The organism is Aquiflexum lacus, from assembly GCF_015476655.1.
Classification (GTDB): domain Bacteria; phylum Bacteroidota; class Bacteroidia; order Cytophagales; family Cyclobacteriaceae; genus Aquiflexum; species Aquiflexum lacus.
Window position 1 is genome coordinate 229,263 of the sequence record NZ_JABFHF010000003.1, and the last position, 24,142, is coordinate 253,404.

Sequence of the window (24,142 nt, forward strand, 5' to 3'; positions counted from 1 at the left end):
GCAAAGCAGATTTCCCCGGAAGAAAATTCATTTGTCCTGGCATTATACGGATGACCTAAGGCCCTGTCTGTAAGCAGACAAGGATGCCGATTGAAGCCCGAATCCTGAGAAAAGATAACTTTTTTGATGACTTCTATCATATTCTACCCATTGGTAAATGTCTAACTTGAGATGATCAAAATAACCTGACATCAAATTATATGGGGAGCCAAAATGTAAGCATATTAAAAAGTAAAAAGGATAAGTCTGAATATTTTCATAGGCTGATCAAAGACATTAAAGCGCTGGAAGATATGCTTCAGCAGGATTTAATAGAAAAAGCACCCATAAGGATGGGTGCAGAACAGGAATTTTTTATTGTAACCAACGAATTTTTACCAAATAACAATGCGCTCGAGCTTTTGAAGGCAATCGATGATGAACATTTTACAACTGAAATCGGGAATTTTAATTTAGAAATTAATTTAGACCCGATTGAACTCAGAGGAAATTGTTTCAGTCAGATGCATCAGCAACTTACTGCTATGCTAGACAAGGCAAAGTCAGCTGCAGCCAAACATGATTCCAAGATAATTCTGACAGGCATACTCCCCACACTCTCCCAAAGGCATATTACCGTAGAAAACATGACCCCTATGCAACGGTATTATGTTTTGAATGAAGTTGCCAAGGAATTACGAGCGCAGGATTTTAATATTCATATTCGAGGAGTCGATGAATTGACTATCCTTCATGACTCTGTGATGCTTGAAGGTTGTAATACGAGTTTTCAAATGCATCTTCAGGTTGATCCTGATGAATTTACAGAAAGCTACAATTGGGCCCAGGCAATTGCGGGTCCTATTTTGGGTATTTGTAGTAATTCACCACTATTATTTGGAAAAGAATTGTGGAGCGAAACGAGAATTGCCCTTTTTACCCAATCAGTTGATATCCGATCAAATTCGTATTTGTTGAATGAAGCCCAACCAAGAGTTAGTTTTGACAACGAGTGGCAAAGAGGTGCTGTTATAGATATTTTCAAGGACAATGTCGCCCGATTTAAAAGCTTGGTTACGAGCGAAATGCTGGAAGACAGCACTGAGATTTTGAAGGGAGGAGCAATCCCAAAACTCCGGGCCCTTAATCTCCATAATGGAACGGTTTATAGGTGGAACAGGGCCTGTTACGGGGTAGGAGGAGGCAAGCCACACCTCAGGATTGAAAACAGGTACATTCCGGCAGGTCCTACACAGATGGATCAAATTGCCAATATGGCTTTTTGGATAGGCGTGATGAAAGGTAGACCGGAGCAATATGACAGAGTTCACGAAAAACTTGATTTCAAAGATGCCAAATCTAATTTTTATCATGCATCGAGATATGGTATGGGTGCGCAGTTTAAATGGGATGGAAAAGAAATATCCAGCCAAAAACTGATCTTAGAGGTATTTCTTCCGATGGCATATGGCGGATTAAGAAAAGCAGGAGTATCTGAATCGGATATAACGACTTACCTTTCCATCATCGAAAAAAGAGTACATTCTCATTCAGGTTCTGAATGGATAATCAAAAGTTATAGAAACCTGTTGACCTCTAAAAAAAGAAATGAATCCCTGCAGGTATTGGCAGCAAATTTATTTTTAAATCAAGAGAAGGATATACCGGTTGCGGATTGGGAAATATTGAAATCATCTGCCACTACGACCTTTAACATTGAGAAGAAGGTACATCATGTCATGAGCACCGATATCTTTTCTGTGGAAGAAAAAGACAGTTTGGAACTTGTGCTGTACATTATGAAATGGAAGAATATCCATCATATGCCGGTGATAAGAGGGGACAAGGAGTTGGTTGGTATTCTTTCCTGGAAAGATTTGGTTCCTTATTTTGACAGTGATGAAATCAAATCGATTGCAGTTAAAAAGCTGATGAAAACAGATCTTATCACCATTTCTCAAGATAAAAACGTGGACGAAGCAAAAGAATTGATGAAGTACCACGGCTTCAATTCTTTGCCTGTGGTGAAGGATAAAAAATTGGTGGGAATCATTACTTCAAAAGATATTTGATTTTATGGTTCAGGTTTATAGCAAAGCCTTAAATAAGAAGCTCATGGTGGATAGGATAATAGGGAAGATCGAAACGGGTAAACCGGGGCCCACCGTGGTTTTTTTTGCTGGGATTCACGGTAATGAGGTTGCCGGAGTTTTTGCACTTGAAAAAGTCTTTGGCGAGTTGGATAAGTTAAACGCTAAAATTCGTGGGAAGATTTATGGGATATGTGGAAACCTCAAAGCACTGGCTTCCAACAAGCGTTATATCAAAGAGGACCTCAACAGGCTTTGGACCAAATCAAATATCAAAAAGATTGCGATCAAAGAGAAATTAAGTGATGAAGAGGAAGAGTTGGTCTCTTTGATGGTCATTCTAGAAAAGATTTTGAAAGATGATCCGGGACCGTATTATTTTATTGACCTGCATACTACCTCTAGTAAAACCCTTCCCTTTATCACCATCAATGATGCTTTGATCAATAGAAAGTTTTCGGCTAATTTTCCAGTTCCGGTAATTTTAGGAATAGAGGAATTTCTAGATGGGCCGATGTTGAGCTACATCAATCAATTGGGATATGTAGCGATAGGATTTGAATCAGGGCAACATGATGAAGCAATATCCATAACCAATAATATTGCTTTTATCTTTTTAACATTGGTTTTTGCCAGGTTGATCAAAAAAAAATCTTTGCCTGAATTTGAAGTTTATTTTAATCAGTTAAAAGATGCTTCAGGTGATGTGTCAGAGATTTTTGAGATCATCTACCTTTACCGTATCCAAAATGGGGAGCATTTCAAAATGCTACCCGGATTTGAAAGTTTTGAGAGTGTTAGTAAAGGGATGCCTTTGGCTATGAGTGATGGTTTTACCGTTGAATCTCAGTATAAAGCAAGGTTGTTTATGCCCTTGTACCAAAAGCTGGGGGATGATGGATTTTTCCTGATCCGTAGTATACCATATTTTGCCCTGAAGTTGTCATCCTTTCTTAGGAAAATCAAATTTGACAATCTGTTGGTATGGTTACCCGGGATACAGTGGGAAAGTCGGGAGAAGGAGATCCTCAGAGTAGATTTAAATACAGCGAAGTACTTTACAGGCCCACTTTTTCACCTATTGGGCTACCGCATCCGTGTCATGGACGAGAATTACCTCAGACTTTACAACCGAGAACATGCCGCAAAAACCGAGATGTATAGGGGGGAGAAGTGGTATTGATGATATTGAAAGGATAGGCTAGATATGGATAGATCAGAAAGACCAGAAGAAAAGAATAAGGGAATACGGATAGCGACCGTATGTAGCAGCTAGGTACTCCCCGGGTTTGATCAACTGCGGGAGTTTTGTATTTTTATAAGCTTGTTGATTGTGTGAGAACATTGAAAATCAAAGCGTGGGGAATGGTTTTGGAAATGTGTAAAATAGATTAGATTTGATCAGGATGCAGAAAAAATTGAGTTTGTTTATATAGGAAAATGAGAAGCTATGTGCAATTTTGATTCTAATTATACCGAATTCGGGGTAATTAGAAATCAAGCTGGAAGCGATAATTTCGTTTTGTCCGTTAATAATTGACGCGATCAAGTTTCGCATGTAGCAGCGTAAAGGTGAATAGCGTAAATCCGAAAAGAGACATTCGTCAAAGCCTTATAATCCGGATATAGCAAATACCCTTTTCAGAAGTGGGTATATCGAATCCTGGGGAAGAGGTATTGAAAAAATGATTAATTATTGTTTAGAAGCTAAGATTCCTTCACCCTCCTACTTTTTTGAAGCTTCCGATTTCTTGGTAGAATTCAGAAAGGATATTTACAATGAAGAGTATTTGACAAATATTGGCTTGAAAGAAAGACAAGTTAAGGCGGTACTTTTTACAAAGGAGAAAGGGAAAATCACTAACGGTGATCATCAAGAGTTGAACAAAGTATCAAAACGAACAGCTATAAGAGAATTGACGGGACTTGTAGATGAACATAAAATATTAATTTGAGAAGGCACTTCCGGGTCAAGTATAATTTATAGTATAGTGGGGCCATAGTGGGGCCATAGAGTTTTTAAGATTGAAAGAAAAAGGATATGTTGTATCCTAATAAATCTAAAAACAACAAAATAAATGAAATAAAAATGAAATCGCCATTTCCGCCAAACGAATTTAGACCTCAAAACCATTCCCCCCGCATCTCCACAGTCACCATATCATCCGACACCAACCTTTTGCCAAGACCATCCATTTTGACCAGTTCATATTCAAAGAAGTAGCGCATGCACATGATTTTACCTTGGTAGAAGTCTTTTTCGGGACTGTCGGAATTCAAGGCTTTTTGGGAGATTATACCTTGATGAAGCCACTGCCAAGCAATGGTCAGGATGCTGAGATATTCCAAATATAAGGTGGCATCTGCAAGGAATTCTTCTGGATTTTTGCCGGCCTTGGCCATTAGTTGTCCACTAGTTTGTTGCGCCCTTTGAAGGTATTTTTCCAGCTTTTCGGCGAAGGGTTGCATAGCGCCATCTTCTTTGGCTTCTGCAATGGTCTGCATTATTTTTTCAGCAAAGATCCTGACAGCGCTACCATTCTTCATCAAGACCTTTCTGCCCAACAAATCCATTCCATGAATACCTGTTGTCCCTTCATGGATAGGGTGGATGCGGGCCTCGCGGTAGTATTGCTCCACTGGAAAATCCGTGGTATATCCCGCACCTCCCAAAACCTGCACGGCAGCCGATGTAGTCAGGCAACACATTTCTGAAGGATAGGATTTGGCTATCGGTGTCAGCAGGTCGAGCAGGAGTACAGCCTCTTCTTTTTCCTGACCTCCTGCCACATTGACCAAATCACCCAATTTGGCGCAGTAGAGCAATAGCGAAAGGGAGCCTTCCACAATGGATTTTTGAAAGAGTAACATGCGCTTGACATCGGCATGTTCGATGATAGAGACTTGGGGTTGATTGGGGTCTTTTTCTCCGATTTTACGGCCCTGAGGCCTTTCCTTGGCATAAGCAAGGGAAGCATAATAGGCTGCGGTGCCAATGGCAGCGGCATTCATGCCCACACCAACTCTTGCCTCATTCATCATCTGAAACATGTAGGACAAACCTTTATTGGGTTCGCCTACCAGAAAGCCTTCACAAGCATCGTTGGAACCTACCATCAAGTGGGCAATGGGTGCGCCTTTATAACCCATTTTATGATACAAACCTTCGGTCAGCACGTCATTGGAGGCTCCGGTATCGGTTCTTTTTTGGGGAACGACAAACATGGATATTCCTTTGACTCCTGCAGGGGCGCCTTTGATTCGGGCAAGCATTAGGTGAATCACATTTTCACAGGCATCATGGTCTCCACAGGAGATGTATATCTTTTGTCCTTTGATTTTATAAATACCTTCTATTTCAGTAGGGTATGCGGTGGTACTTAAATCTGAAAGGGAAGAACCGGCATCAGGTTCGGTCAGGGCCATGGTTCCCTGCCATTTGGCATTGTACAAATTTGGCGTGAATCTTTCGATCAGTTCCTTACTTCCAAAAGTTCGGATCAGATTGGCGGCACCCGAAGTGAGAAAGGGATACACCGAAGCCGAATAATTGGCAGCCTGCCAAATAAAACCTACTGCTGATTGGATAGTATTAGGCAATTGCTGCCCACCTTCTTCATAGCTGAAACAGGCATTGATCCAACCGTCTTCTCCATATTGGCAGTAAATCTTCTTCATGCCCTCATGCACAATAATTTTTCCATTTACCAATTGAGGTTCCTTCCTGTCCATTTCGGTCAACAATGGTCTCAAAGAAGTCACTCCAATCTGATCCGCTGCATCCAATACCATCTCAAATGTTTCCTGGTTATGGTCTTTGAAAAAGTCAAATGAGGTCAGCGATAAAGCATCAATATTTTCAAAAAGTTGGAAGTGGAGGTCACGTTTGGAGTAAAACATAGAAAGGTTGGATTGAGGGTTTAATTATTAAGACGGGAGACGGAAGACAGAAGAACCGGGAATTGATGCATTATTGGTAATATTCATTTGATAAGTTGTTGGCAGAATCCGAACAATCATTTTTTTTACAAGATTAAGGTATTGAAAAATTGATTCACTTAAAAGTAACAAAAGTCCACAAAAGCTTTGTATAGTACATTTTTGACTTCTTTTGTTCTCTTTTGACACTTTTGTGGTTCAAAAATTTATGGTTGATAAGAACATGCAACTGCTTTAGCGGAAAAATTATGGCATTTTCACTCCAATTTCCTGATTACTTTGCAGGGGTTTCCTGCGGAGATTACATCTGCAGGAATGTCTTTGGTGACCACCGAACCTGCACCGATAATGGACCTGTCCCCAATGCTGACCCCGGGGCAGATGATGCTTGCCCCGCCTATCCAAACATCATCTCCAATGTTGATGGGGGCACCCGATTCCAGCAAGCTGCCCCTTACCTGATGGTCAATAGGGTGGGTCGCGGCATAGAATTGAACATTTGGACCCACCAATACCCTGCTTCCAAAATTCACTGGAGTGACATCTAGGATAACACAATTGAAGTTAAAGAAAACATCGTCTCCAGCGGAAATGTTGTAGCCGTAATCGCAGTAGAATGGTGGCTCAATCCAGAAGTTTTTGCCTTTTTTGCCGATCAGTTTTTGGAGTATACTTTCCCTCAGTTCGGTTTCATCAGGATTGGAATCGTTGAGTTGTTTGGTCAATTGCCGGGCATGAAGCCTTTCTGTGGCCAATTCAGGATCGGAAGCGAAGTAGAGTTCGCCGGCGAGCATTTTTTGTTTTTCGGTTTTTGGAGAAGACATAAGACAATAGATGTTTTCAGAGATTCATGATATTTCAGATTTTTGTTAAAAGCAGGTTTTTGGCTTGGTCGAGGTGTCGCTGTTCGTGGGCAATGATGATTTCGATTGCTTTTTCCAGAGAATACACGATCAATTTATTGGCGGGAGAATGGATAATCTGGTTTTTTTCAACAAATGGCTCCATCTGTACTATCCATTTTTTCAATTCTTCCTGATGTTGTTTAAACCGTTCCAAAACGCCGGTGTCTTCGTCAGTGATTTTTGGTTCCCAAAGGGGAAAGGTTTTTTGTTTTTTCTTGCCGCCATCTGATACGGATTTGTAGATCATATCCCCAAATAGGTTATTAAAAAAGGAAAACCTTCCTATAAAAGCGCCTTGATAGGAGCCGTTTTTGAGTTTTTCGAAAATCGGGAAATAGGTCTTGTTGATGGTGATCAGATGTTCGATGTTCTCGGCAATACTCCAGGTTTTGGGATCGGGTTTGAAATGGATTTTCTCAGCAGGCAATCCAATGAAGTTATCAAATGCATCGTTTGTGATTAGGTCAATTGATTGGAGATGATTTTCTAATTTTGTTGGCATTGTTTTTTTCAATTGAAAAGTTTCATTATACATTCATTTCAAGTAGTTGGAGTTTTTCCATTCTTTGAAAGTGTTGAGGATTTAAAGTTGCAATTTTCAAATTATAAGCTATCCCTGTTGACCCAATGAATAAATCCTCTATTTCAATCAATTGGTTTTTTCTCCTAAGATATTTATAATTTGAGACAGCCACCTTAAGACAATTTTCATCAAACGGAATAACTTCAACTTGTTCAAAAAATTCCTGCCAAAAAAAACTTTGCTCATTTGTACTTCCTACCATTATCTCATACTTGGTAACAATCGAAACAGCAAACGAATTATAAAATTTTGAAATTGAATAAAATGTTGATTTGCTTTTATTTTTCTTTCGAAAATAATCTATCAGAATTCCTGTATCCAGTAAGATTATTTCACTCTCCATGTATTGAAATGCTTTTTGTGTTCCAAATAATCTTGGTATTGGCTGTCATCCATTACAGGACCGCTCAATAAAAACTTTTGAAAATTGAATGACTTTACTTTTTGTTGTTGAGAATTCTTTTCTATCAATTTTTGAATCAATTCCTCAATTTCTTTTGAATTAAGTGATTCTGATTTTAAAAGGATTTGTTTGATGGTCTGCTTAGCACTTAATTGATAGATTTCCGGTTCTGGTTCATTTACCATATTTATCTCGATTTTCTCTGACTTTTTTTTCATAGCAAGTATATAATATTGGTTCAACCACAATGTTCATTTGATGAACCTGTGCTTATTTTCCTTCCACCAATTTGCTTTTGATTCGTCAGCCAATTTATTGACAATTTCCTCGGTGGCTTGGGAGTCCTGGGTAGCCTCCCTATATTTTAGGAAATCAAAAATTCTCTGAAGTTCTTTGATATCAGTATCTGCAGGAATTTTGAATACAATTTCTTTATCTGTTCGCTCAACTATCATATTCAAATATACTGAAATCAAGTGAAAAATGATTCAAGTCTAACAGAACTAATCCCATCACTTTAAATGTTAGAAACTGTTTTTAACCCATCAACATGACTAAAACCAAACCAAAAGAAAGCAGGGTCACCATGGCCACTGTGTTCAAAACCATCATCTGGCCAAGAAGAAAGCATTTGTTTCTCGGCTTATTTTTGATCATTATTTCCAGACTTTCAGGCTTGGTTTTGCCGGGAGCCAGTAAAATATTGATTGATAATGTGATTCCCTCCAATGACCTGGATTTGCTCAAATGGCTGGTCTTGGGTGTAGTGGCAGCCATTACCATTCAGGCGACGACCTCTTATGCATTGACGCAGATTCTCAGCGTGGAAGCACAGCATTTGATTTCCGTACTGCGTTCGCAGGTCCAAAAACATATTATTCAATTGCCCATCAGGTTTTTTGACAATACCAAGACAGGAGAACTTGTATCAAGAATCATGACGGATGTGGAAGGGGTGAGGAATCTTGTAGGCACCGGTTTTGCCCAAATGGTAGGTGGGATACTTACAGCAGTGATTTCGCTGGTACTCTTGATCTATATCAGTCCGATGATGACTGTTTATGTATTGGTTCCGGTGATCATATTTGGACTGATCTCTTTGAAAGCTTTTGGCAAAATCAGGCCCATTTTCAGAGAAAGAGGAAAAATCAACGCGGAAGTCACCGGTAGGCTGACCGAAACTTTGGGCGGAATCCGGGTCATCAAAGGCTTCAATGCAGAAGATCAGGAAATCAAAACATTTGAAGCAGGGGTTGAGCGACTTTTTCTCAATGTGAAAGCAAGTTTGACAGCAACCAGTTTTGTGACTTCTTCAGCTACTTTCCTTTTGGGTTTGGCTTCTGCCGGTATCATGGGCATAGGTGGATATATGATTATGGATGAGCAGATGACTTTTGGGGACTTTTTGGCTTTTACACTTTACCTGGGTTTTATGATTGCGCCAATTGTGCAGATGAGCAATATTGGCAGTCAGTTGACTGAAGCTTTTGCAGGGCTAGATAGGACCGAAGAAATCATGAATTATCCTTTGGAAGATGCGCATGGCATTAGGAATTTAATGCTGCCAAATTTCAAGGGGGATATCCGGTTCCAGAATGTTTCTTTTGCCTATGAAGAGGGAAAAGAAGTGGTGAAAGGAATCAGTTTTGATGCGCCTGCAGGTTCTGTAACCGCATTGGTGGGTACTTCAGGTTCAGGCAAAACCACTATCGCAGGCTTGGCAGCTTCGTTTTTAAACCCTGATTCAGGCTTGATTACCATTGATGGCAACGATTTGCAGAAAGTATCCTTGAAAAGTTATAGATCACAGTTGGGTGTGGTGTTACAAGATGACTTTTTGTTTGAAGGCACAATCAAAGAAAATATCCTTTTCCCAAGACCCAATGCAAGCGAATCAGAATTACTTCAGGCAGTAAAAGCCGCCCATGTGCAGGAGTTTACCGATAGGTTTGAAGATGGGTTGGAGACCTTGATAGGAGAGCGGGGCGTGAAATTATCAGGAGGACAAAGGCAAAGGATCGCTATTGCAAGAGCAATACTAGCAGATCCAAAAATACTCGTATTGGATGAAGCAACCTCCAACTTGGATACCGAATCCGAGTCATTGATTCAGGCAAGTCTGAAACAATTGATGAAAGGGCGGACGACTTTTGTAATAGCCCACAGATTGAGCACCATCCGGCAGGCAGATCAGATTTTGGTGATTGAGAATGGGGAGATAAAAGAAAGAGGAAAACATGAGGAGTTGATTGCTTCTGAAGGAAGATATTATCAGTTGTATACTTATCAGGCTAGGATTTGAGAAGGGAGTTTTGAGTCGTAGCGGGCAGTGTTCAGTGAGCAGTCTCAGTAGGCAGTTTTCAGTGTTATGTGTTCAAAGCAGCACTTCGACTGTATATTGCCTACTGTTCAGTTAGAAGGGAAGGTCTGAATTTTGAAGTTTGAGGAGGAGGTCTGAAGTTTGCAAGTAACCACTGCCAACTGCGACTGCCTACTGTTCAGTTCGCTGTTGCCTTAGGTTATGTACAGTCTCAGGATGTAAGACCAAAAACTTGTAAACCATTTATCAAAAAGTAGGGGTTTTGGCAGATTCTAATGAGGTAAATTGCTCCTTCTATGAGATTTTCTCCCAAAATTTTCAGGTATCTGTTTTTGTTTTTGTGCTTATTGATCCCCCTTTTTAAGGGAATGGCGCAAGATTCAAAGTCATTGGAGGCATACCGTCTCAAGCCGGGTGAATTGATTGTATTGGATGGGAAGTTGGATGAAGAGTTTTGGGGAAATACAGATGTGGCTTCGGATTTTTTGATGATGGAACCTGTAGAAGGCTCTCCAGCTTCAGAGCGGACCATCATCAGGGTTGCCTTTGACGGTCAATACCTGTATATAGGAGCTCGGTTTTTTGATTCCGAACCGGATAAAATAAAAGCATTTCAACGGAGAAGAGATCAATCTTTGTTAACCGATGACAGATTTGCCTTTATTTTGGACACTTATAATGATCAGCGATCTGCCTATTATTTTGAAATTAACCCATTGGGTCTGATGAGTGATGCCCTACTACGGGTAGGTCAGGGCACAAGGCTGATACCTGCATGGGACGGTATATGGAGGGCCTGGGTCAGCAGGGATACAGAAGGTTGGTCAGCAGAGATAAGAATTCCGTTTATGACACTCAATTTTGACCCTAGCTCAGATGTTTGGGGGATCAATTTTTTGAGAAGCATCAGAAGAAAAAACGAAGAAGTTCTTTGGTCAGGTCATCGGAGAAACCAAGGGATACGGAGACCACAGGATGCGGGTAAATTGACTGGGTTAAGCGGCATCAACCAAGGACTCGGCTTGGAAGCAATTCCTTATGGAATAGTCTCAGAGTTCAGACAAAAGGCTGATCCTGAAAGTCCCACTCAAAGTGAATTCCGTTACAATGCAGGAGGAGAATTGAACTATAACATTTCCCCCAACCTTAAGGCAGGTATTACTGTGAATACCGACTTCGCCGAAACCGAAGTGGATGACAGACAGATTAACTTGACCAGATTTCCTCTCTTTTTTCCGGAAAGGAGGGCATTCTTTCTGGAAGGTTCCCATATTTTTCAGTTTGCCCCTTCCAGTAACCCCAACCCTTATTTCAGCAGGAGAATAGGTCTTGATGACGGTAGACCCATTCCGATTCGGTACGGTGCCAGAATGATAGGGAGGATCAAAAATACAGATGTAGGGTTTCTTCATGTCCGAACCGGAGAAAGTCAGGAGAACTCCGGAGAGTCATTTACTGTCGGGCGCGTGGTCCAGAATTTTGCAGGGGAAAGTACCATTGGTGTGATGTATACCAGAAGGGATACAGATGAAGATCCATTACAGACCCGACAAACAATAGCAGCAGATTTGGGGCTCAATACATCTAAATTTTTGGGCAACAAAAACCTACAATTTGAGGCATTTGTGGCAGGTCACACCGAAACGGAATTCGGAGACACCACCAATCTATGGGACAGATCGGTTCGGGGAGCTAGGATCAATTTTCCCAATCAGCCTTGGGAAGCCCATGTCAGTTACAGAGAATTTGGCATCAACTATGACCCAGCTGTCGGATTTGCACCCAGAGTAGGATTTAGGCGGCTTCAACCCTCCATCAGCTACAGTCCTTTGATTGGCAAAAGTGCAATCATCAGGGAGCTGAGTTGGCAGTATTATTTCGAATATTTAATGGAAATGGATTGGCGTCCTGCTACTGTCAATCACCGCCTTCAGTTATTGGGAATCAGGTTTGAAACAGGTGATATCCTTCAATTTGAGGTCAATCACAACTATGAATATTTGGATCATACTTTTGATATTCTGAGAAATGGGGAGTTTGTCATCCAACCTGGAGATTTTTACAATTTGGGTTACAGCATTGCCGTCCGATCAGCGAGCTTCAGAAGAGTGGGCGGCGAATTTACATTAAATAAAGCCGGGTTCTGGACCGGTGAACAAACGATGATCACTGCGGACTTGTTTGTTAGGCCATTTGTTGGACTGAATGTGACTGGAAGCTGGGTCCACAGCAGGGTCAGGCTGGCTGAAGGAGACTTTGATACCCACCTTTTCCGTTTGATCACAGCTTATGATTTTTCTCCTTGGGTTTCGATCAACTTCAACATCCAATATGACAATGTCACCAATTTTTTGGGAACCAACACCCGATTTTCTTGGGTATTAAGTCCCGGAAACACCTTTTTTGTAGTGTATAACCACAATTGGCAAAACTACATGGAGAGATTTGTATCCATGGAAGCAAATACCAATATGAAATTGACATATACATTCAGGTTTTAACCATTTGGAAATAACCAAATGTGGACTAATTGAGTCCTAATAAATCAAAAGGTTTCAGACCAAGACGGTCTGAAACCTTTTTCATTTTAAAAATCTAAGAAGATGATCAGCTCAAAGATTGATTTTCTTTGCCTGCCAATTCCAGAATTTTATCATATTCTTCTGGCGTGAGGTCTTTGAAGAAGTAATTGACAGGGTTTATAAATCTTCCATCTTTCATAATCTCATAGTGGACATGTGGGGCTGTTGAAGAGCCTGTATTTCCCACGGTGCCAATTTGGTCGCCTCGTTTTACTTTTTGACCTCTCCTGACTTTAAAGTCGTTCATGTGTGCATACCGGGTTACAAACCCAAATCCATGATCAATTTCAATATGTTTGCCATAGCCACCAAATACTGTTTTTACTGATTTTACCACTCCATCTCCGGTTGCATAAATCGGAGTTCCTTTTGGGGCAGCAAAATCCACTCCCTGATGCATTTTCCGCACTTTGAGAATAGGATGAACCCGCATACCGAATCCTGAAGCCAACAAATTCAATTCTTCATTGGTAACAGGCTGAATTGCAGGGACTGAAGCCCAATATTCTTCTTTCTTCAAGGCAAGTTCAGTAACTTCATCATAACTCACTGATTGGACATAAAGTTGTCGTTTCAAGGCATCCACTTTTTGAGAAAGTGTGAGGATCAAATCTTCTTGTTTAAGACCCTTGTCCTTCAACTCTTTATACCTTTCTGTGCCTCCAATGCCAGCTTTTCGTATCTCGGTAGGAACAGGCTCTGTTTCAAAAATGATCCTGTAAAGGTTGTCATCCCTTTGTTGAAGGTCTGATAGCATGTAATTCATTTTGGAAACTTCTTCCTCCAATAACTGATAATACAAAGTCAGTTCTTGATTTTCCTTTTTGAGCAAAAGTTCTTTTGGACTGTCAAAGTAATAACTGAAAAGTATGAGAATTCCAATTGCCATCATGGAAGCCAATGAGACAAAACCCAAAGTATTGAGCAATATGTCCCATTTGCTACGTTTGTAACGTTCGTATTTACATGTTTTGGCGTCGTAGTAATATTTTATTCTACTCATTGTAAAATGCAGGGTAAATCTTCTAATTTTGTGCCCCTAAGGTAAGTGGGTGATTACGTCAAGGAGCCCACAAAGATATTAAAATTAATTAGATAATACGAACATAGTCAAAAGCTTAGATGAAAGCCAAGGAAATCAGAAATTTATTTATAGAATTTTTTAAGTCAAAAAACCATCAATTTGTCCCTTCTTCTCCCATTGTTGTCAAGAATGACCCTACACTGATGTTTACCAATGCAGGTATGAATCAGTTTAAGGATTTCTTCTTGGGAAATGAGGTTCCCAAAGCCAATAGGGTTGCAAACAGTCAGAAATGCCTTAGGGTTTCAGGTAAGCACAATGACCTGGAAGAGGTGGGTGTGGACACCTACCACCATACCATGTTTGAGATGTTGGGCAATTGGTCATTTGGTGATTATTTCAAAAAAGAAGCAATTGAATGGGCTTGGGAATTGTTGACCGAAGTGTATAAGTTGCCCAAAGACAGGCTATATGTTTCAGTATTTGGAGGGGACCAAAAGGATGGTCTCGACAAGGACTTGGAAGCCTTCCAGATTTGGAGCAGCATAGTGCCTGAAGCCAGGATCTTATTTGGTAGCAAAAAAGATAACTTTTGGGAAATGGGAGAGACCGGGCCATGTGGACCCTGTTCTGAAATCCATATTGATCTAAGAACTGATGATGAGAGAAGTCAAACATCTGGTTTTGAACTGGTCAACAATGATCACCCACGGGTAATTGAAATCTGGAATTTGGTTTTTATGCAGTTTAATCGGCTGGCTGATGGTAGTTTGAAGGAGCTTCCTGCAAAACATGTGGATACAGGGATGGGATTTGAAAGACTTGTAAGGGCCATCCAAAACAAATCTTCCAATTATGATACGGATGTGTTCACTCCTTTTATCCAATTGATTGAATCCAAATCAGGCAAAGAATACGGCAAGGAGGAAAAGACTGATATTGCAATGCGGGTTATTGTGGACCATATTCGTGCGATTGCATTTACAATTGCAGATGGGCAGCTTCCATCCAACAACAAAGCAGGCTATGTTATCAGGAGGATATTGAGAAGAGCAGTGAGATATGGCTATACCTTCCTCGGTTTTCAAAAACCATTTCTTCATGAATTAATGCCATTGTTAGCAGAAAATTTCGGTGATGTCTTTCCGGAAATTGCTGCCCAACAGGATTTTATTTCCAAGGTGGTGATGGAAGAGGAAGCATCCTTTTTGAGGACCTTGGATAACGGACTTAAAAAGCTCGATCAGATCAAAGAGGAAATGTCCCATACCGGATCCAAAGTGATTGAAGGAAAAGTTGCCTTTGAACTGTACGATACTTATGGATTCCCTTTGGACCTGACTTCTTTGATAGCGAGGGAAAATGGACTTTCTATTGACGAAGTAGGTTTCAAAGTAGAAATGGAAAAGCAAAAGACCAGGTCCAGGGCTGCTGCTGAACAGGAAACCGGTGATTGGAATATGGTCCATGACGAAGAAGGTGTCGAATTTGTTGGTTATGATTTTCTGGAGTCAGAAAGTAGAATCATAAAGTACCGACAGATCAAGGATAAAAAAGGTGACAGGTTCCAATTGGTGTTGGATAAGACACCGTTTTATGCAGAAAGTGGTGGACAGGTTGGTGACCAAGGCTTTTTACAAAATGGTAATGAGACAATACAGGTATTGGATACAAAAAAAGAAAATGATCTCACCGTTCATTTTGTAGACAGACTTCCCAATGACCCAAATCAGCTTTTTTTGGCAAAAGTAAATGTTGATAAAAGAAAATCAACAGTCAACAATCATTCTGCTACCCACTTGCTTCACGCCGCCCTTAAAGAGGTGTTGGGCAATCATGTTCAACAAAAGGGTTCTTTGGTCAATGAAGAATTGCTCAGGTTTGATTTCTCTCATTTTGCCAAAATGACCGATGAAGAAATCATCAAAGTTGAAAATATCGTCAACGCCAAGATAAGAGAGAATATTCCATTGGAAGAGCAGCGGAATGTTCCTATCGAAGAAGCAAAGAAAAGAGGGGCCACTGCCCTGTTTGGAGAAAAGTACGGTGATTTTGTGAGGGTAATCACATTTGATAAGCATTTTTCGGTAGAACTTTGTGGCGGTGTGCACGTACCTTCCACAGGTGTGATCGGGATGCTTAAAGTTGTCTCTGAATCTTCTATCGCCGCAGGCGTCAGAAGAATTGAGGCAGTGACGGCAGAGGCTGCTGAACAAATGGTCAATGGACAGTTAACCTTGCTGAAGGAAATTCAGGAAATGTTAAAAAACCCAAAAGATCTGAGGAAATCCATCGAATCCTTGGTTTCTGAACGTAATGACCTTAGAAAGGAAATTGAGGTTTTGCATTTGGGCCAAGCTTCTCTTCAAAAAGAAGCGCTTTTGAAAAAGTTGGAAAATGTCAATGGAATCAATTTCCTTTTTGCACAAGTAAATTTCCCAAATGCAGATGCACTTAAAAAAATCTCTTTTGAATTAAAAAATGAAATCGAAAATCTAGTTGCAGTTTTGGCAGCAGAAATTGAGGGGAAACCACAAATTGCAATTGTCATTGATGAGGAGTTGGTAAAATCAAAAGGATTGAATGCAGGAACTATAATAAGAGATCTTGCCAAAGAAATCCAAGGGGGAGGAGGAGGTCAGGCCTTTTTCGCTACGGCAGGAGGGAAGGATGTTTCAGGTTTACCAAAAGTGTTGGAAAAGGCAAGGTTGATGTTAATGGGTCTTTGACTCTAAATATTAGGTTGGATCTTATTGTGTAAATTTCTAATTGAGATCTTATTAAAATATCCTTGGTTTTTTTGCCATAAAACAAATAAGTTATTGTTACCATGTAAATATGACAATGCATGGTTAATGTAAATGAAGACCGTTAATTTGGTTTTGGATGAATTTGGACCCAATTTTGGGTACTTCAATAATAGTTTTACCTGATATGATTTCAGCAGAAATAAAAAATAAATATGAGTTGGTAATAGGGCTTGAAGTTCATGCCCAACTTTTGACCAAAAGTAAAATGTACACTTCCGATTCTACCGAATACGGAAATCTTCCCAATACCCATATTTCAGTCCTTACATTAGGTCATCCGGGCACACTTCCTAAAGTCAATATGAAGGCAGTGGAATTTGCTATAAAAATGGGTTTGGCCTGTGAAAGTGACATAACAAGGAACAATATTTTTGCTCGAAAAAACTACTTTTATCCTGACTTACCAAAGGGATATCAGATCACACAGGATAAAAATCCTATTTGTGTAGGAGGACATGTCCCCATTACTTTGCCGAATGGGACCAAAAGGTCTGTGGCGCTGACACGGATCCACATGGAAGAGGATGCCGGAAAATCCATGCACTTGGCAGGAGAAGTGGATACTTTGGTCGATTTCAACAGAGCAGGGGTCCCGCTCATTGAAATAGTTTCTGAGCCGGATATGCGCTCCTCAGATGAGGCATATGCCTATTTGGTTGAGATCAAAAAATTGGTCCGATACCTGGATATTTGTGATGGTAACATGGAAGAAGGTTCCTTGAGGTGCGATGCAAATATCTCAGTAATGTTAAAAGGAGCAGCTGAATACGGTAAAAAGGTGGAGGTCAAGAATATGAACTCCTTTAGAAATGTAAGCCGTGCAATTGAGCATGAATTTGAGCGTCAGATTGAATTGGCAGAACAAGGAAAAGAAATTATTTCGGAAACAAGGACTTTTGATGCTACCACAGGTACCACTGCAAGCATGAGGACAAAAGAAGACCTGAACGATTATCGATATTTTCCTGAACCCGATCTCAGCCCTGTAATTGTATCTGAAGAATGGCTTGAAAGTGTCAGGGCAGCTATGCCTCCATTACCAAGGGAGCTTTTCCATAAGTTTGTTCATGAATATGGATTGCCGGAATATGATGCCGGTGTGCTGACTGATTCTAAAGAAATCGCACTCTACTTTGAAGATCTTTGCGCTCATACCCAAAATTTCAAAGCAGCATCCAACTGGATGATGGGGCCTGTAAAATCCTATTTGAATGAACTTACCTTACATATTTCAGACTTTCCTGTTAAAGCAAATAGTCTGGCAGAATTGATTTCCATTATTGATGAGGGTAAAGTGAGTTTCTCGGTAGCATCACAAAATATATATCCTGAACTCCTAAAAGGAACGGATAAATCACCATTGGAAATTGCCCAAGAACTGAATCTGATACAGGAGAGTGATGAAAGTTCTCTGAAGCCAATAGTGGAGACTGTATTGGCGGAAAATGTTGGAAAGGTAGAGGAATATAGATCAGGCAAAAAAGGGTTGATGGGGATGTTTATGGGGCAAGTAATGAAGAAATCCCAAGGAAAGGCAGATCCTAAAGTAGCCACTAAATTATTGACAGAATTACTTGAAAATTAATTAAATGAATACGCCAAATGCAAAATCTGCATCCAAAGGCGATATACAGTTTTCTTACAAACTTAGCTTCATCCAACAAGGTATTTGGGTATTAACCGAAGACTTTGAAAAACTAATTTAATTCAGATGAAAAATATATTGAATTTACCTTTATTGATTGTCCTTGTGACATTGTTTTCTTGTTCAACAAACGAAAAAAGAGTTTTTGACGGAACTGTAGAAGTCTCAGGAATATTGACCAACGCACCTGAGGGGAAACTTGAATTGTCGCAGTTTGTGGACGATAGCACAGAGTCTCTTGCGGAACTTGAATTGAATAGCAGTGGAAAATTTGATTATCAACTCAATTTGGAATCCCCCGGTTTTTATGAATTGAATCTGATGGACCAAAGAATTGTAAGGCTTGCGCTTTATGATCAGGATGTACAGATTTTTTATGATTTCGATGATGAAAATAGCCTAAAAATTGAAGGTTCAGAAGATTCAAAGAATATGCAGCAGATAGAATCTCTCATGACCGATTATCAAGAGAAGCTCAATGAACTTAATGATGCCTATTTTGAAGCAATGAGCAAAAGAGATCAAGATGCCATCAAGGATATTCAAAACAAAGCTATGTTGATTGAAACTTCTCATAGTGAAAAAGTCAAAAAAACATTGGAAGGGATGAATGGAAGCTTTGCCACGATGGCAGGGATTTCCCTATTGAATCTCAAGAATGATTTCTTATTTGTTGATCAGATGGTTTCTGATCTCAACCAAAAATATCCTGATACGAAGATGATACAGGTGATGGCCAATCAACTGGATGAGATGAGGGCATTATCGATAGGTCAAATAGCCCCCGAAATATCGCTGCCTGATCCCGATGGTAATATGGTAAATCTCTCGGACTTAAGAGGTAAATATGTTTTAATTGACTTTTGGGCTGCATGGTGCAGACCTTGTAGACAGGAAAACCCAAATGTTGTAAAATTGTATAATGAATACAATGATAAAGGTTTCGAGGTTTTCGGAGTGTCTTTGGATCGGACAAAAGATGCTTGGGTAAAAGCAATCGAAGAAGATGAACTGACCTGGACCCATGTTTCTGACCTGAAATATTTCAATTCTGCTGCGGCAGCTTTGTATCAAATCAATGCAATCCCAGCCACTTACATGGTGGATCCAGAAGGAAGGATTATTGCTAAAGATTTAAGAGGTGTAAATTTGGAAAATAAATTGAAAGAAATCTTCAATCAATAAAATACCGATCAAACGAAGAGGCAGTGTTTTGGGCACTTGTAGTCTTTTTATTTGTAAAAATAAATTTTATATTCCTTCGTCAAACATTGAAAATATATAAAGAATTTTCACATAGATTTGTGCATCTTTGAAAAATACAAAAAACACACAAATTGCAATTCCAGAAATAATAAATTCAAAATAAATAATTTGAAATCTTTCAATGGAATACATTTTGTACAATATAAAGTAACCCAATCTCTTAAATTAAAATTAATCAATTAGCTAAACATGAAAAAAAGAACCGTCCAATCACCACTGAGCAGGATACTGACAATTGCCCTGTTTGGATTGCTAGCCTTGGGTGCCTGTAAAGGGAAGAAGAAAGTCGTAGCAGCACCAGAACCAGCACCTGTAGAAGAAGTAAAACCAACCCCACCACCACCACCTGCGCCAGGTCCTTCTGCTGAGGAAGTTGCAGTAGGTAAATTGGAGAATTATTTCAACAGTATCGCCAATTCCAGCAATCTAGATGCTGCCAATACGACTATCCAAGAAGCATCCGGCATGTTTTCTAATTCAAATACACCTGTTTTGATTGTGATTCATGAAGAAAGTGGAATTAAGGATTATGATGAACCTACTACCATTGATAAATATTTGAATTACCTAAAAGACACCAAGAAAAACCTCAACTTTATATCCGATATCAGACTTGATAATAATGGTAGGGTTTCTGAACTGGAACTTCGTCGTAAAAAATAATATCCACCGTAAAATCTAATCAAATGAAAAAATATATCCCACTTTTCCTGTTGCTGTTTTTGGTATCAGCATCAGTTTCAATGGCCCAATCCGACAATATCAGTCCAGCTAGAAAGCAGGCGATTGATTCCTTGGCATTGGAAAAAGTAAAAGATTTGAGTAAGTATATCAGTATAATTGGAAGTAAGGAAACACAATTCTCTGAGGCAAATCGCGTTATGGACAGAGCGGAAGAACTATTTGCACCAGGTGCTGAAATGGGAGTTTCTTCCTTGAACCGCAAAGAAATAGCTTATTATAAAGTAAGAAGATACTTTGAAAGATTGATGGCTTTGAATTATGATCGGGTAAACATTTCATGGTACGATATTCATTACATCAGTGATCTTGAAAGACAGCCTGATGGAAGATATGTTGGCGTTGTAACTGTTTACCAGAGATTTGAAGGTACTTCCCTTGAAAGTGGTCTAAACTATAGAGATACCACCAAAAAAGATATCACCATATACGTTGAGAAAAAACAAACTCAGATCGCCGGTAGGACTATCGAATTCTGGGATGTGATGCTCGGTGATATCCGTGTGACTGAAACCTCCGCATGAGAAAACTATTATTAGTATTAGTATTATTTATTACATCCTTATCAATGGCGAGCAGCCAGGGCCTTTACAGCCCTGGTTCGCCGAAGGATGATGGCAGATTCGCCGCTTCAACAAAACAAGTCAACCAATTTTTTAGAAGGTTTAATGCCGAAGAAAGTCAGGATGGACAAAAAAGGTATTATTCCGGAGACCCTCTCTATAGGGATAGGGAATTAAGAGGTCAATTTATTAGCATACTTTTTGACAATGAAACATCGGGTATCACCAATAATCTCAAATCTGATTTCATGAAAGAAGTACTTGCAGATAATCTGCCGCAATTCCTGAATTTTCATCGGGAAGGATGGTTTGCAGAAGTAAGTTCAATTTTCATGTATAAGGGAAAAAGGGAAAATGTCACTTTATTCCTCAAAATCCAGCCTGAAGGTTTGGGGTATGAGTGGGTTATTGATAAAGTAATATTCGAACCCTTCAGGGATGTTTTCAAAAAACCAAGTGGAAGTGAAAAAGGCTTCCTTCATCCTTTGAGTCATGAATTGGGCTTTATGAATCTTAGAAGAGCATTTCAGGATTCTGATACTCCTGAGGCATTTACTTCAAAAGAATATGAACCCGATTACCTGACTTTATTTCTTTACGAAATGAAAAAAGGCAATATCAGATTTGAAACAATAAGTGATGTGAAATTCCATTTCTTCCAGATCAACAATTGGTATTTCGAACTCAATCAATTCAACAGACCGGGATTCAATACCGGTTGGCTGATAGGAAATTTAGTGAAACTCAACCCAGGAGATAAAGAAACTATTCTCAAGTATATTTATGATCAAAAATAAGCACTTCATTCTTTTTATTATTTCTTTGATTGGAACAATGACACCGGGTTTTTCTCAAAACCTGGGTGATTATACCAAAACAGAAATTAAAGAATTGTCTCAAAAGGTGGACGATCAAGTACAGTTTTTGGAGTATTTTTTCAATACTGTAGGCAGTAAGGATACGCCTTCGAGGGATAAGGATGTGATTATCAGGGAGAGCTATAAAAAGATTTTTAGAGACGAAAAAGTCCAAGTAGAAGATGACCTTTTGCTGGATAGAAAAGTAATTACCAATAAGGATGTGACAGCTTATCTAAAAGATATCGAGTTTTTTTTCAAGGATGCCAACTTTAAATTTAAAGTCCGAGAGGTTAAGCCTTTTTTGAGAGACAATGAGGAATTATCATTTCTTGTTTCCATGGACAGGACGCTTACAGCGACAGGTCTCAACGATGAGAAGATCACCAATACAAAAGAACGTTTTGTGGAAGTGAATGTGGATAAAAAATCAAATGAACTGAAAATTGCCAGTATATACACCACCAAATTGAGTAGGGATGAAGAATTGACAGAGTGGTGGTCAACACTTTCTTATACGTGGGAAGCTTATTTTAGAGAAAAAATTGGGTTATCCGAAGAAGATTCAATTATGCTGGAACACCTTTATAAGATCAGTATTATTGACTCTTTGGACTTTTCGGGTAATGAATATGTTCTTGATCTTGAGCCAATTCATGCGCTAAGAGAACTAAAATACATTAATATTAGCAACACCAAAATAGTTGAGCTTAATCCTATCAGTCATGTGACTTTTCTGAATTATCTGGACATTTCCAATACCCCCACTGAAGATATTCAGTTTATAAAATACTCTGATAATCTAGGGTACTTGAATATTTCAGGTACGCAGATTCAGGATATCAGTGAATTGGGTAATTTAAAAAAGCTTCATTCGCTCAAAGCCATAAATGTTCCTGTTCAGAGCTTTGCAGTGCTCAATTCTTTTGAATCATTGAAAGATCTGGATTTAAGTAATAGTGGTTTTAACAATATTGAAAATATCAGTGAATTGGAGAATCTTGAAAGGTTGGATATCAGTGGGAATTACTTGATGAACCTTGATCTTCTGTCATCCCTTAAAAGTTTGGAAGAAATAACCCTCAAAGAGACCAATATAGTAGATTTGACACCGCTTGTAGGATTGGAAAAACTCAATATGATTAATATCAATCAGACTGAAGTTTCTGACCTGAGTGCATTAAGTGGAAAAAGATCCCTGCGAAAATTATATGCTGACAGGACAGGTGTTGCGGAGGAAAGTGCGGATGAATTTGCCAGAAGAAATAGGTCAGTCCTTTTAATTCACCATGTCGAAAACCTTCAGACTTGGTGGAATGGGCTTCCGGTTGAGTGGAAAGCAACGCTAGCGAATATCAATCCTAAGCTTAAATCAACCACTCCTGCTATTGAAGACATTTCATTTACTGTAGGGGCTGATTCCTTGGATCTTTCCGCAAGTGATATCAACGCACTAGGTCCTGTACTGAAATTTAAAAAAATCAATCATCTTAACTTTGATGATACCCAGGTCAACGACCTTACACCACTTTCTGATATCAAGACTTTATTGACAATATCAGGTAAGAATACGAAGGTTAAAAATCTTCAGCCGTTGGTTAACTTGCTGGATTTGACAAGGATTGATTTTCGTGACAGCCCAGTGGAATCATTTTTGATCCTAAAAGAACTTCCTGCATTGGAGTACCTTAATCTCGATAATTCTGAAATTAATGCTGAAGATCTACCGGAGTTTTTGACTGCCAATAAAAAAATAAATATCATTTACCGATCAACTTCCCTTGAACAGTGGTGGGATATTTTGGATGAAACTTGGAAGTCTGTCTTTAAAGAACAGTTTGGCGACTCTGACCAAACACCTACTTTAGAGTCCTTACACAGTTGGACAGCACAGCCTGAAGTAAAAATTCAAGGGGTACAAATATCCAACCTTCAGCCATTATTGATTTTTAATAATTTGAGGAAACTTTCAGTTTCAAATGTTCCCATGATTGATATTTCGGATCTTTCCAATATGCCTCTTTTAGAACAATTGAAAGTTTCTCATGCCCCTGTTACTGATCTTTCAGTATTGACTCCCCTTAGAAATCTACTTGTCCTTGACGTTTCCAACACAGGTATTGAAGATTTGAGACCCTTAGGCGAATTACCAGGTTTGGAATCATTGGTCATTTCAGGAACCAATATTAGAGTTTTACGTGGTTTGGAAACTCTGATTAATCTTAAGCATTTGGATATTGCCAGCACCAATGTCAGATCCCTGAAGCCTGTTCAAGGTTTGAATCTAGAAAGTTTGATATGCTTTAACACAAGATTGAACCAAAGGGCCGTCGATGGTTTCAAAAAGCTAAATCCCAATGCCGACGTGAGGTTTTATTAGGGGGAGGCTGAGAGGAGAGAAGCGAGAGATTAGAACTGAGAAAGAAGAGCCAAGA

At 39.5% G+C, this 24,142-nt stretch carries 18 protein-coding genes and 1 pseudogene; 12 read left to right on the forward strand and 7 right to left on the reverse strand.

The window, feature by feature from the left end:
• The first annotated feature begins 200 nt into the window (after positions 1 to 200).
• From HMJ38_RS04625 to HMJ38_RS04635, 3 genes and pseudogenes are all read left to right on the forward strand, one after another.
• Complete coding sequence (locus HMJ38_RS04625) at positions 201 to 2,051, forward strand: CBS domain-containing protein (protein ID WP_194973192.1); 1,851 nt, start codon at positions 201 to 203, stop codon at positions 2,049 to 2,051.
• 43 nt (positions 2,052 to 2,094) lie between these two features.
• The gene (locus tag HMJ38_RS04630) at positions 2,095 to 3,252 is read left to right on the forward strand and encodes a succinylglutamate desuccinylase/aspartoacylase domain-containing protein (RefSeq protein ID WP_228779886.1); all 1,158 of its coding nucleotides are present in this window, start codon (positions 2,095 to 2,097) and stop codon (positions 3,250 to 3,252) included.
• A 421-nt stretch (positions 3,253 to 3,673) separates the two neighbouring features.
• A pseudogene (locus tag HMJ38_RS04635) lies at positions 3,674 to 4,024 on the forward strand (ATP-binding protein); the annotation flags it as partial.
• A gap of 169 nt (positions 4,025 to 4,193) precedes the next feature.
• Here the strand turns inward: HMJ38_RS04635 and HMJ38_RS04640 are convergent.
• The 6 genes from HMJ38_RS04640 to HMJ38_RS04665 all read right to left on the reverse strand — a co-directional run bounded on the left by HMJ38_RS04640 (position 4,194) and on the right by HMJ38_RS04665 (position 8,375).
• Positions 4,194 to 5,969 carry an acyl-CoA dehydrogenase gene (locus tag HMJ38_RS04640; RefSeq protein WP_194973194.1) on the reverse strand — a complete coding sequence of 592 codons (1,776 nt, stop codon included), beginning with the start codon at positions 5,967 to 5,969 and terminating at the stop codon, positions 4,194 to 4,196.
• 296 nt (positions 5,970 to 6,265) lie between these two features.
• Positions 6,266 to 6,832, reverse strand: a complete 567-nt coding sequence (locus tag HMJ38_RS04645; RefSeq protein WP_194973195.1) for a sugar O-acetyltransferase — start codon at positions 6,830 to 6,832, stop codon at positions 6,266 to 6,268.
• Between the two features lie 34 nt (positions 6,833 to 6,866).
• Entirely contained in the window at positions 6,867 to 7,415 is a 549-nt protein-coding gene (locus HMJ38_RS04650; protein WP_194973196.1) for a DinB family protein, read from the reverse strand.
• A 25-nt stretch (positions 7,416 to 7,440) separates the two neighbouring features.
• Positions 7,441 to 7,839, reverse strand: a complete 399-nt coding sequence (locus tag HMJ38_RS04655; RefSeq protein ID WP_228779887.1) for a type II toxin-antitoxin system VapC family toxin — start codon at positions 7,837 to 7,839, stop codon at positions 7,441 to 7,443.
• Positions 7,824 to 8,117, reverse strand: coding sequence for a hypothetical protein (locus HMJ38_RS04660; RefSeq protein WP_228779888.1), 294 nt, complete (start codon positions 8,115 to 8,117; stop codon positions 7,824 to 7,826). The genes HMJ38_RS04655 and HMJ38_RS04660 overlap by 16 nt, the downstream gene beginning before the upstream one ends.
• Before the next feature lie 33 nt (positions 8,118 to 8,150).
• Positions 8,151 to 8,375, reverse strand: coding sequence for an SH3 domain-containing protein (locus HMJ38_RS04665; protein ID WP_194973198.1), 225 nt, complete (start codon positions 8,373 to 8,375; stop codon positions 8,151 to 8,153).
• 74 nt (positions 8,376 to 8,449) lie between these two features.
• Here HMJ38_RS04665 and HMJ38_RS04670 point away from each other — a divergent pair, with 74 nt between their 5' ends.
• Entirely contained in the window at positions 8,450 to 10,201 is a 1,752-nt protein-coding gene (locus tag HMJ38_RS04670) for an ABC transporter ATP-binding protein (RefSeq protein ID WP_194973199.1), read from the forward strand.
• 314 nt (positions 10,202 to 10,515) lie between these two features.
• Entirely contained in the window at positions 10,516 to 12,720 is a 2,205-nt protein-coding gene (locus HMJ38_RS04675) for a carbohydrate binding family 9 domain-containing protein (protein ID WP_194973200.1), read from the forward strand.
• A 106-nt stretch (positions 12,721 to 12,826) separates the two neighbouring features.
• Here the strand turns inward: HMJ38_RS04675 and HMJ38_RS04680 are convergent, their stop codons facing one another.
• The gene (locus HMJ38_RS04680; protein ID WP_194973201.1) at positions 12,827 to 13,804 is read right to left on the reverse strand and encodes a M23 family metallopeptidase; all 978 of its coding nucleotides are present in this window, start codon (positions 13,802 to 13,804) and stop codon (positions 12,827 to 12,829) included.
• A gap of 119 nt (positions 13,805 to 13,923) precedes the next feature.
• On the opposite strand from HMJ38_RS04680, the gene alaS reads away from it, so the two are divergent.
• From alaS to HMJ38_RS04715, 7 genes are all read left to right on the forward strand, one after another.
• On the forward strand, positions 13,924 to 16,554 hold the full coding sequence (alaS, locus tag HMJ38_RS04685) for an alanine--tRNA ligase (RefSeq protein ID WP_194973202.1): 2,631 nt from the start codon (positions 13,924 to 13,926) through the stop codon (positions 16,552 to 16,554).
• 205 nt (positions 16,555 to 16,759) lie between these two features.
• On the forward strand, positions 16,760 to 18,220 hold the full coding sequence (gene gatB / locus HMJ38_RS04690; RefSeq protein ID WP_194973288.1) for an Asp-tRNA(Asn)/Glu-tRNA(Gln) amidotransferase subunit GatB: 1,461 nt from the start codon (positions 16,760 to 16,762) through the stop codon (positions 18,218 to 18,220).
• A 126-nt stretch (positions 18,221 to 18,346) separates the two neighbouring features.
• Positions 18,347 to 19,465: a redoxin domain-containing protein gene (locus HMJ38_RS04695; protein WP_194973203.1), complete on the forward strand. Its 1,119-nt coding sequence runs from the start codon at positions 18,347 to 18,349 to the stop codon at positions 19,463 to 19,465.
• Between the two features lie 270 nt (positions 19,466 to 19,735).
• On the forward strand, positions 19,736 to 20,209 hold the full coding sequence (locus HMJ38_RS04700; protein WP_194973204.1) for a nucleoid-structuring protein H-NS: 474 nt from the start codon (positions 19,736 to 19,738) through the stop codon (positions 20,207 to 20,209).
• A 23-nt stretch (positions 20,210 to 20,232) separates the two neighbouring features.
• Positions 20,233 to 20,811, forward strand: a complete 579-nt coding sequence (locus HMJ38_RS04705; RefSeq protein ID WP_194973205.1) for a hypothetical protein — start codon at positions 20,233 to 20,235, stop codon at positions 20,809 to 20,811.
• Positions 20,808 to 21,647, forward strand: coding sequence for a hypothetical protein (locus tag HMJ38_RS04710; RefSeq protein ID WP_194973206.1), 840 nt, complete (start codon positions 20,808 to 20,810; stop codon positions 21,645 to 21,647). The genes HMJ38_RS04705 and HMJ38_RS04710 overlap by 4 nt, the downstream gene beginning before the upstream one ends.
• Positions 21,634 to 24,087, forward strand: a complete 2,454-nt coding sequence (locus tag HMJ38_RS04715; protein WP_194973207.1) for a leucine-rich repeat domain-containing protein — start codon at positions 21,634 to 21,636, stop codon at positions 24,085 to 24,087. The genes HMJ38_RS04710 and HMJ38_RS04715 overlap by 14 nt, the downstream gene beginning before the upstream one ends.
• Positions 24,088 to 24,142: the final 55 nt, after the last annotated feature.

Excerpts from the sequence above, each read along its gene's own strand:
- HMJ38_RS04625 (WP_194973192.1), top strand. The coding sequence starts at position 201 with ATGGGGAGCCAAAATGTAAGCATATTAAAAAGTAAAAAGGATAAGTCT.
- HMJ38_RS04630 (WP_228779886.1), top strand. The coding sequence starts at position 2,095 with ATGGTGGATAGGATAATAGGGAAGATCGAAACGGGTAAACCGGGGCCC.
- HMJ38_RS04640 (WP_194973194.1), bottom strand. The coding sequence starts at position 5,969 with ATGTTTTACTCCAAACGTGACCTCCACTTCCAACTTTTTGAAAATATT.
- HMJ38_RS04645 (WP_194973195.1), bottom strand. The coding sequence starts at position 6,832 with ATGTCTTCTCCAAAAACCGAAAAACAAAAAATGCTCGCCGGCGAACTC.
- HMJ38_RS04650 (WP_194973196.1), bottom strand. The coding sequence starts at position 7,415 with ATGCCAACAAAATTAGAAAATCATCTCCAATCAATTGACCTAATCACA.
- HMJ38_RS04655 (WP_228779887.1), bottom strand. The coding sequence starts at position 7,839 with ATGGAGAGTGAAATAATCTTACTGGATACAGGAATTCTGATAGATTAT.
- HMJ38_RS04660 (WP_228779888.1), bottom strand. The coding sequence starts at position 8,117 with ATGAAAAAAAAGTCAGAGAAAATCGAGATAAATATGGTAAATGAACCA.
- HMJ38_RS04670 (WP_194973199.1), top strand. The coding sequence starts at position 8,450 with ATGACTAAAACCAAACCAAAAGAAAGCAGGGTCACCATGGCCACTGTG.
- HMJ38_RS04675 (WP_194973200.1), top strand. The coding sequence starts at position 10,516 with ATGAGATTTTCTCCCAAAATTTTCAGGTATCTGTTTTTGTTTTTGTGC.
- HMJ38_RS04680 (WP_194973201.1), bottom strand. The coding sequence starts at position 13,804 with ATGAGTAGAATAAAATATTACTACGACGCCAAAACATGTAAATACGAA.
- alaS (WP_194973202.1), top strand. The coding sequence starts at position 13,924 with ATGAAAGCCAAGGAAATCAGAAATTTATTTATAGAATTTTTTAAGTCA.
- gatB (WP_194973288.1), top strand. The coding sequence starts at position 16,760 with ATGATTTCAGCAGAAATAAAAAATAAATATGAGTTGGTAATAGGGCTT.
- HMJ38_RS04695 (WP_194973203.1), top strand. The coding sequence starts at position 18,347 with ATGAAAAATATATTGAATTTACCTTTATTGATTGTCCTTGTGACATTG.
- HMJ38_RS04700 (WP_194973204.1), top strand. The coding sequence starts at position 19,736 with ATGAAAAAAAGAACCGTCCAATCACCACTGAGCAGGATACTGACAATT.
- HMJ38_RS04705 (WP_194973205.1), top strand. The coding sequence starts at position 20,233 with ATGAAAAAATATATCCCACTTTTCCTGTTGCTGTTTTTGGTATCAGCA.
- HMJ38_RS04710 (WP_194973206.1), top strand. The coding sequence starts at position 20,808 with ATGAGAAAACTATTATTAGTATTAGTATTATTTATTACATCCTTATCA.
- HMJ38_RS04715 (WP_194973207.1), top strand. The coding sequence starts at position 21,634 with ATGATCAAAAATAAGCACTTCATTCTTTTTATTATTTCTTTGATTGGA.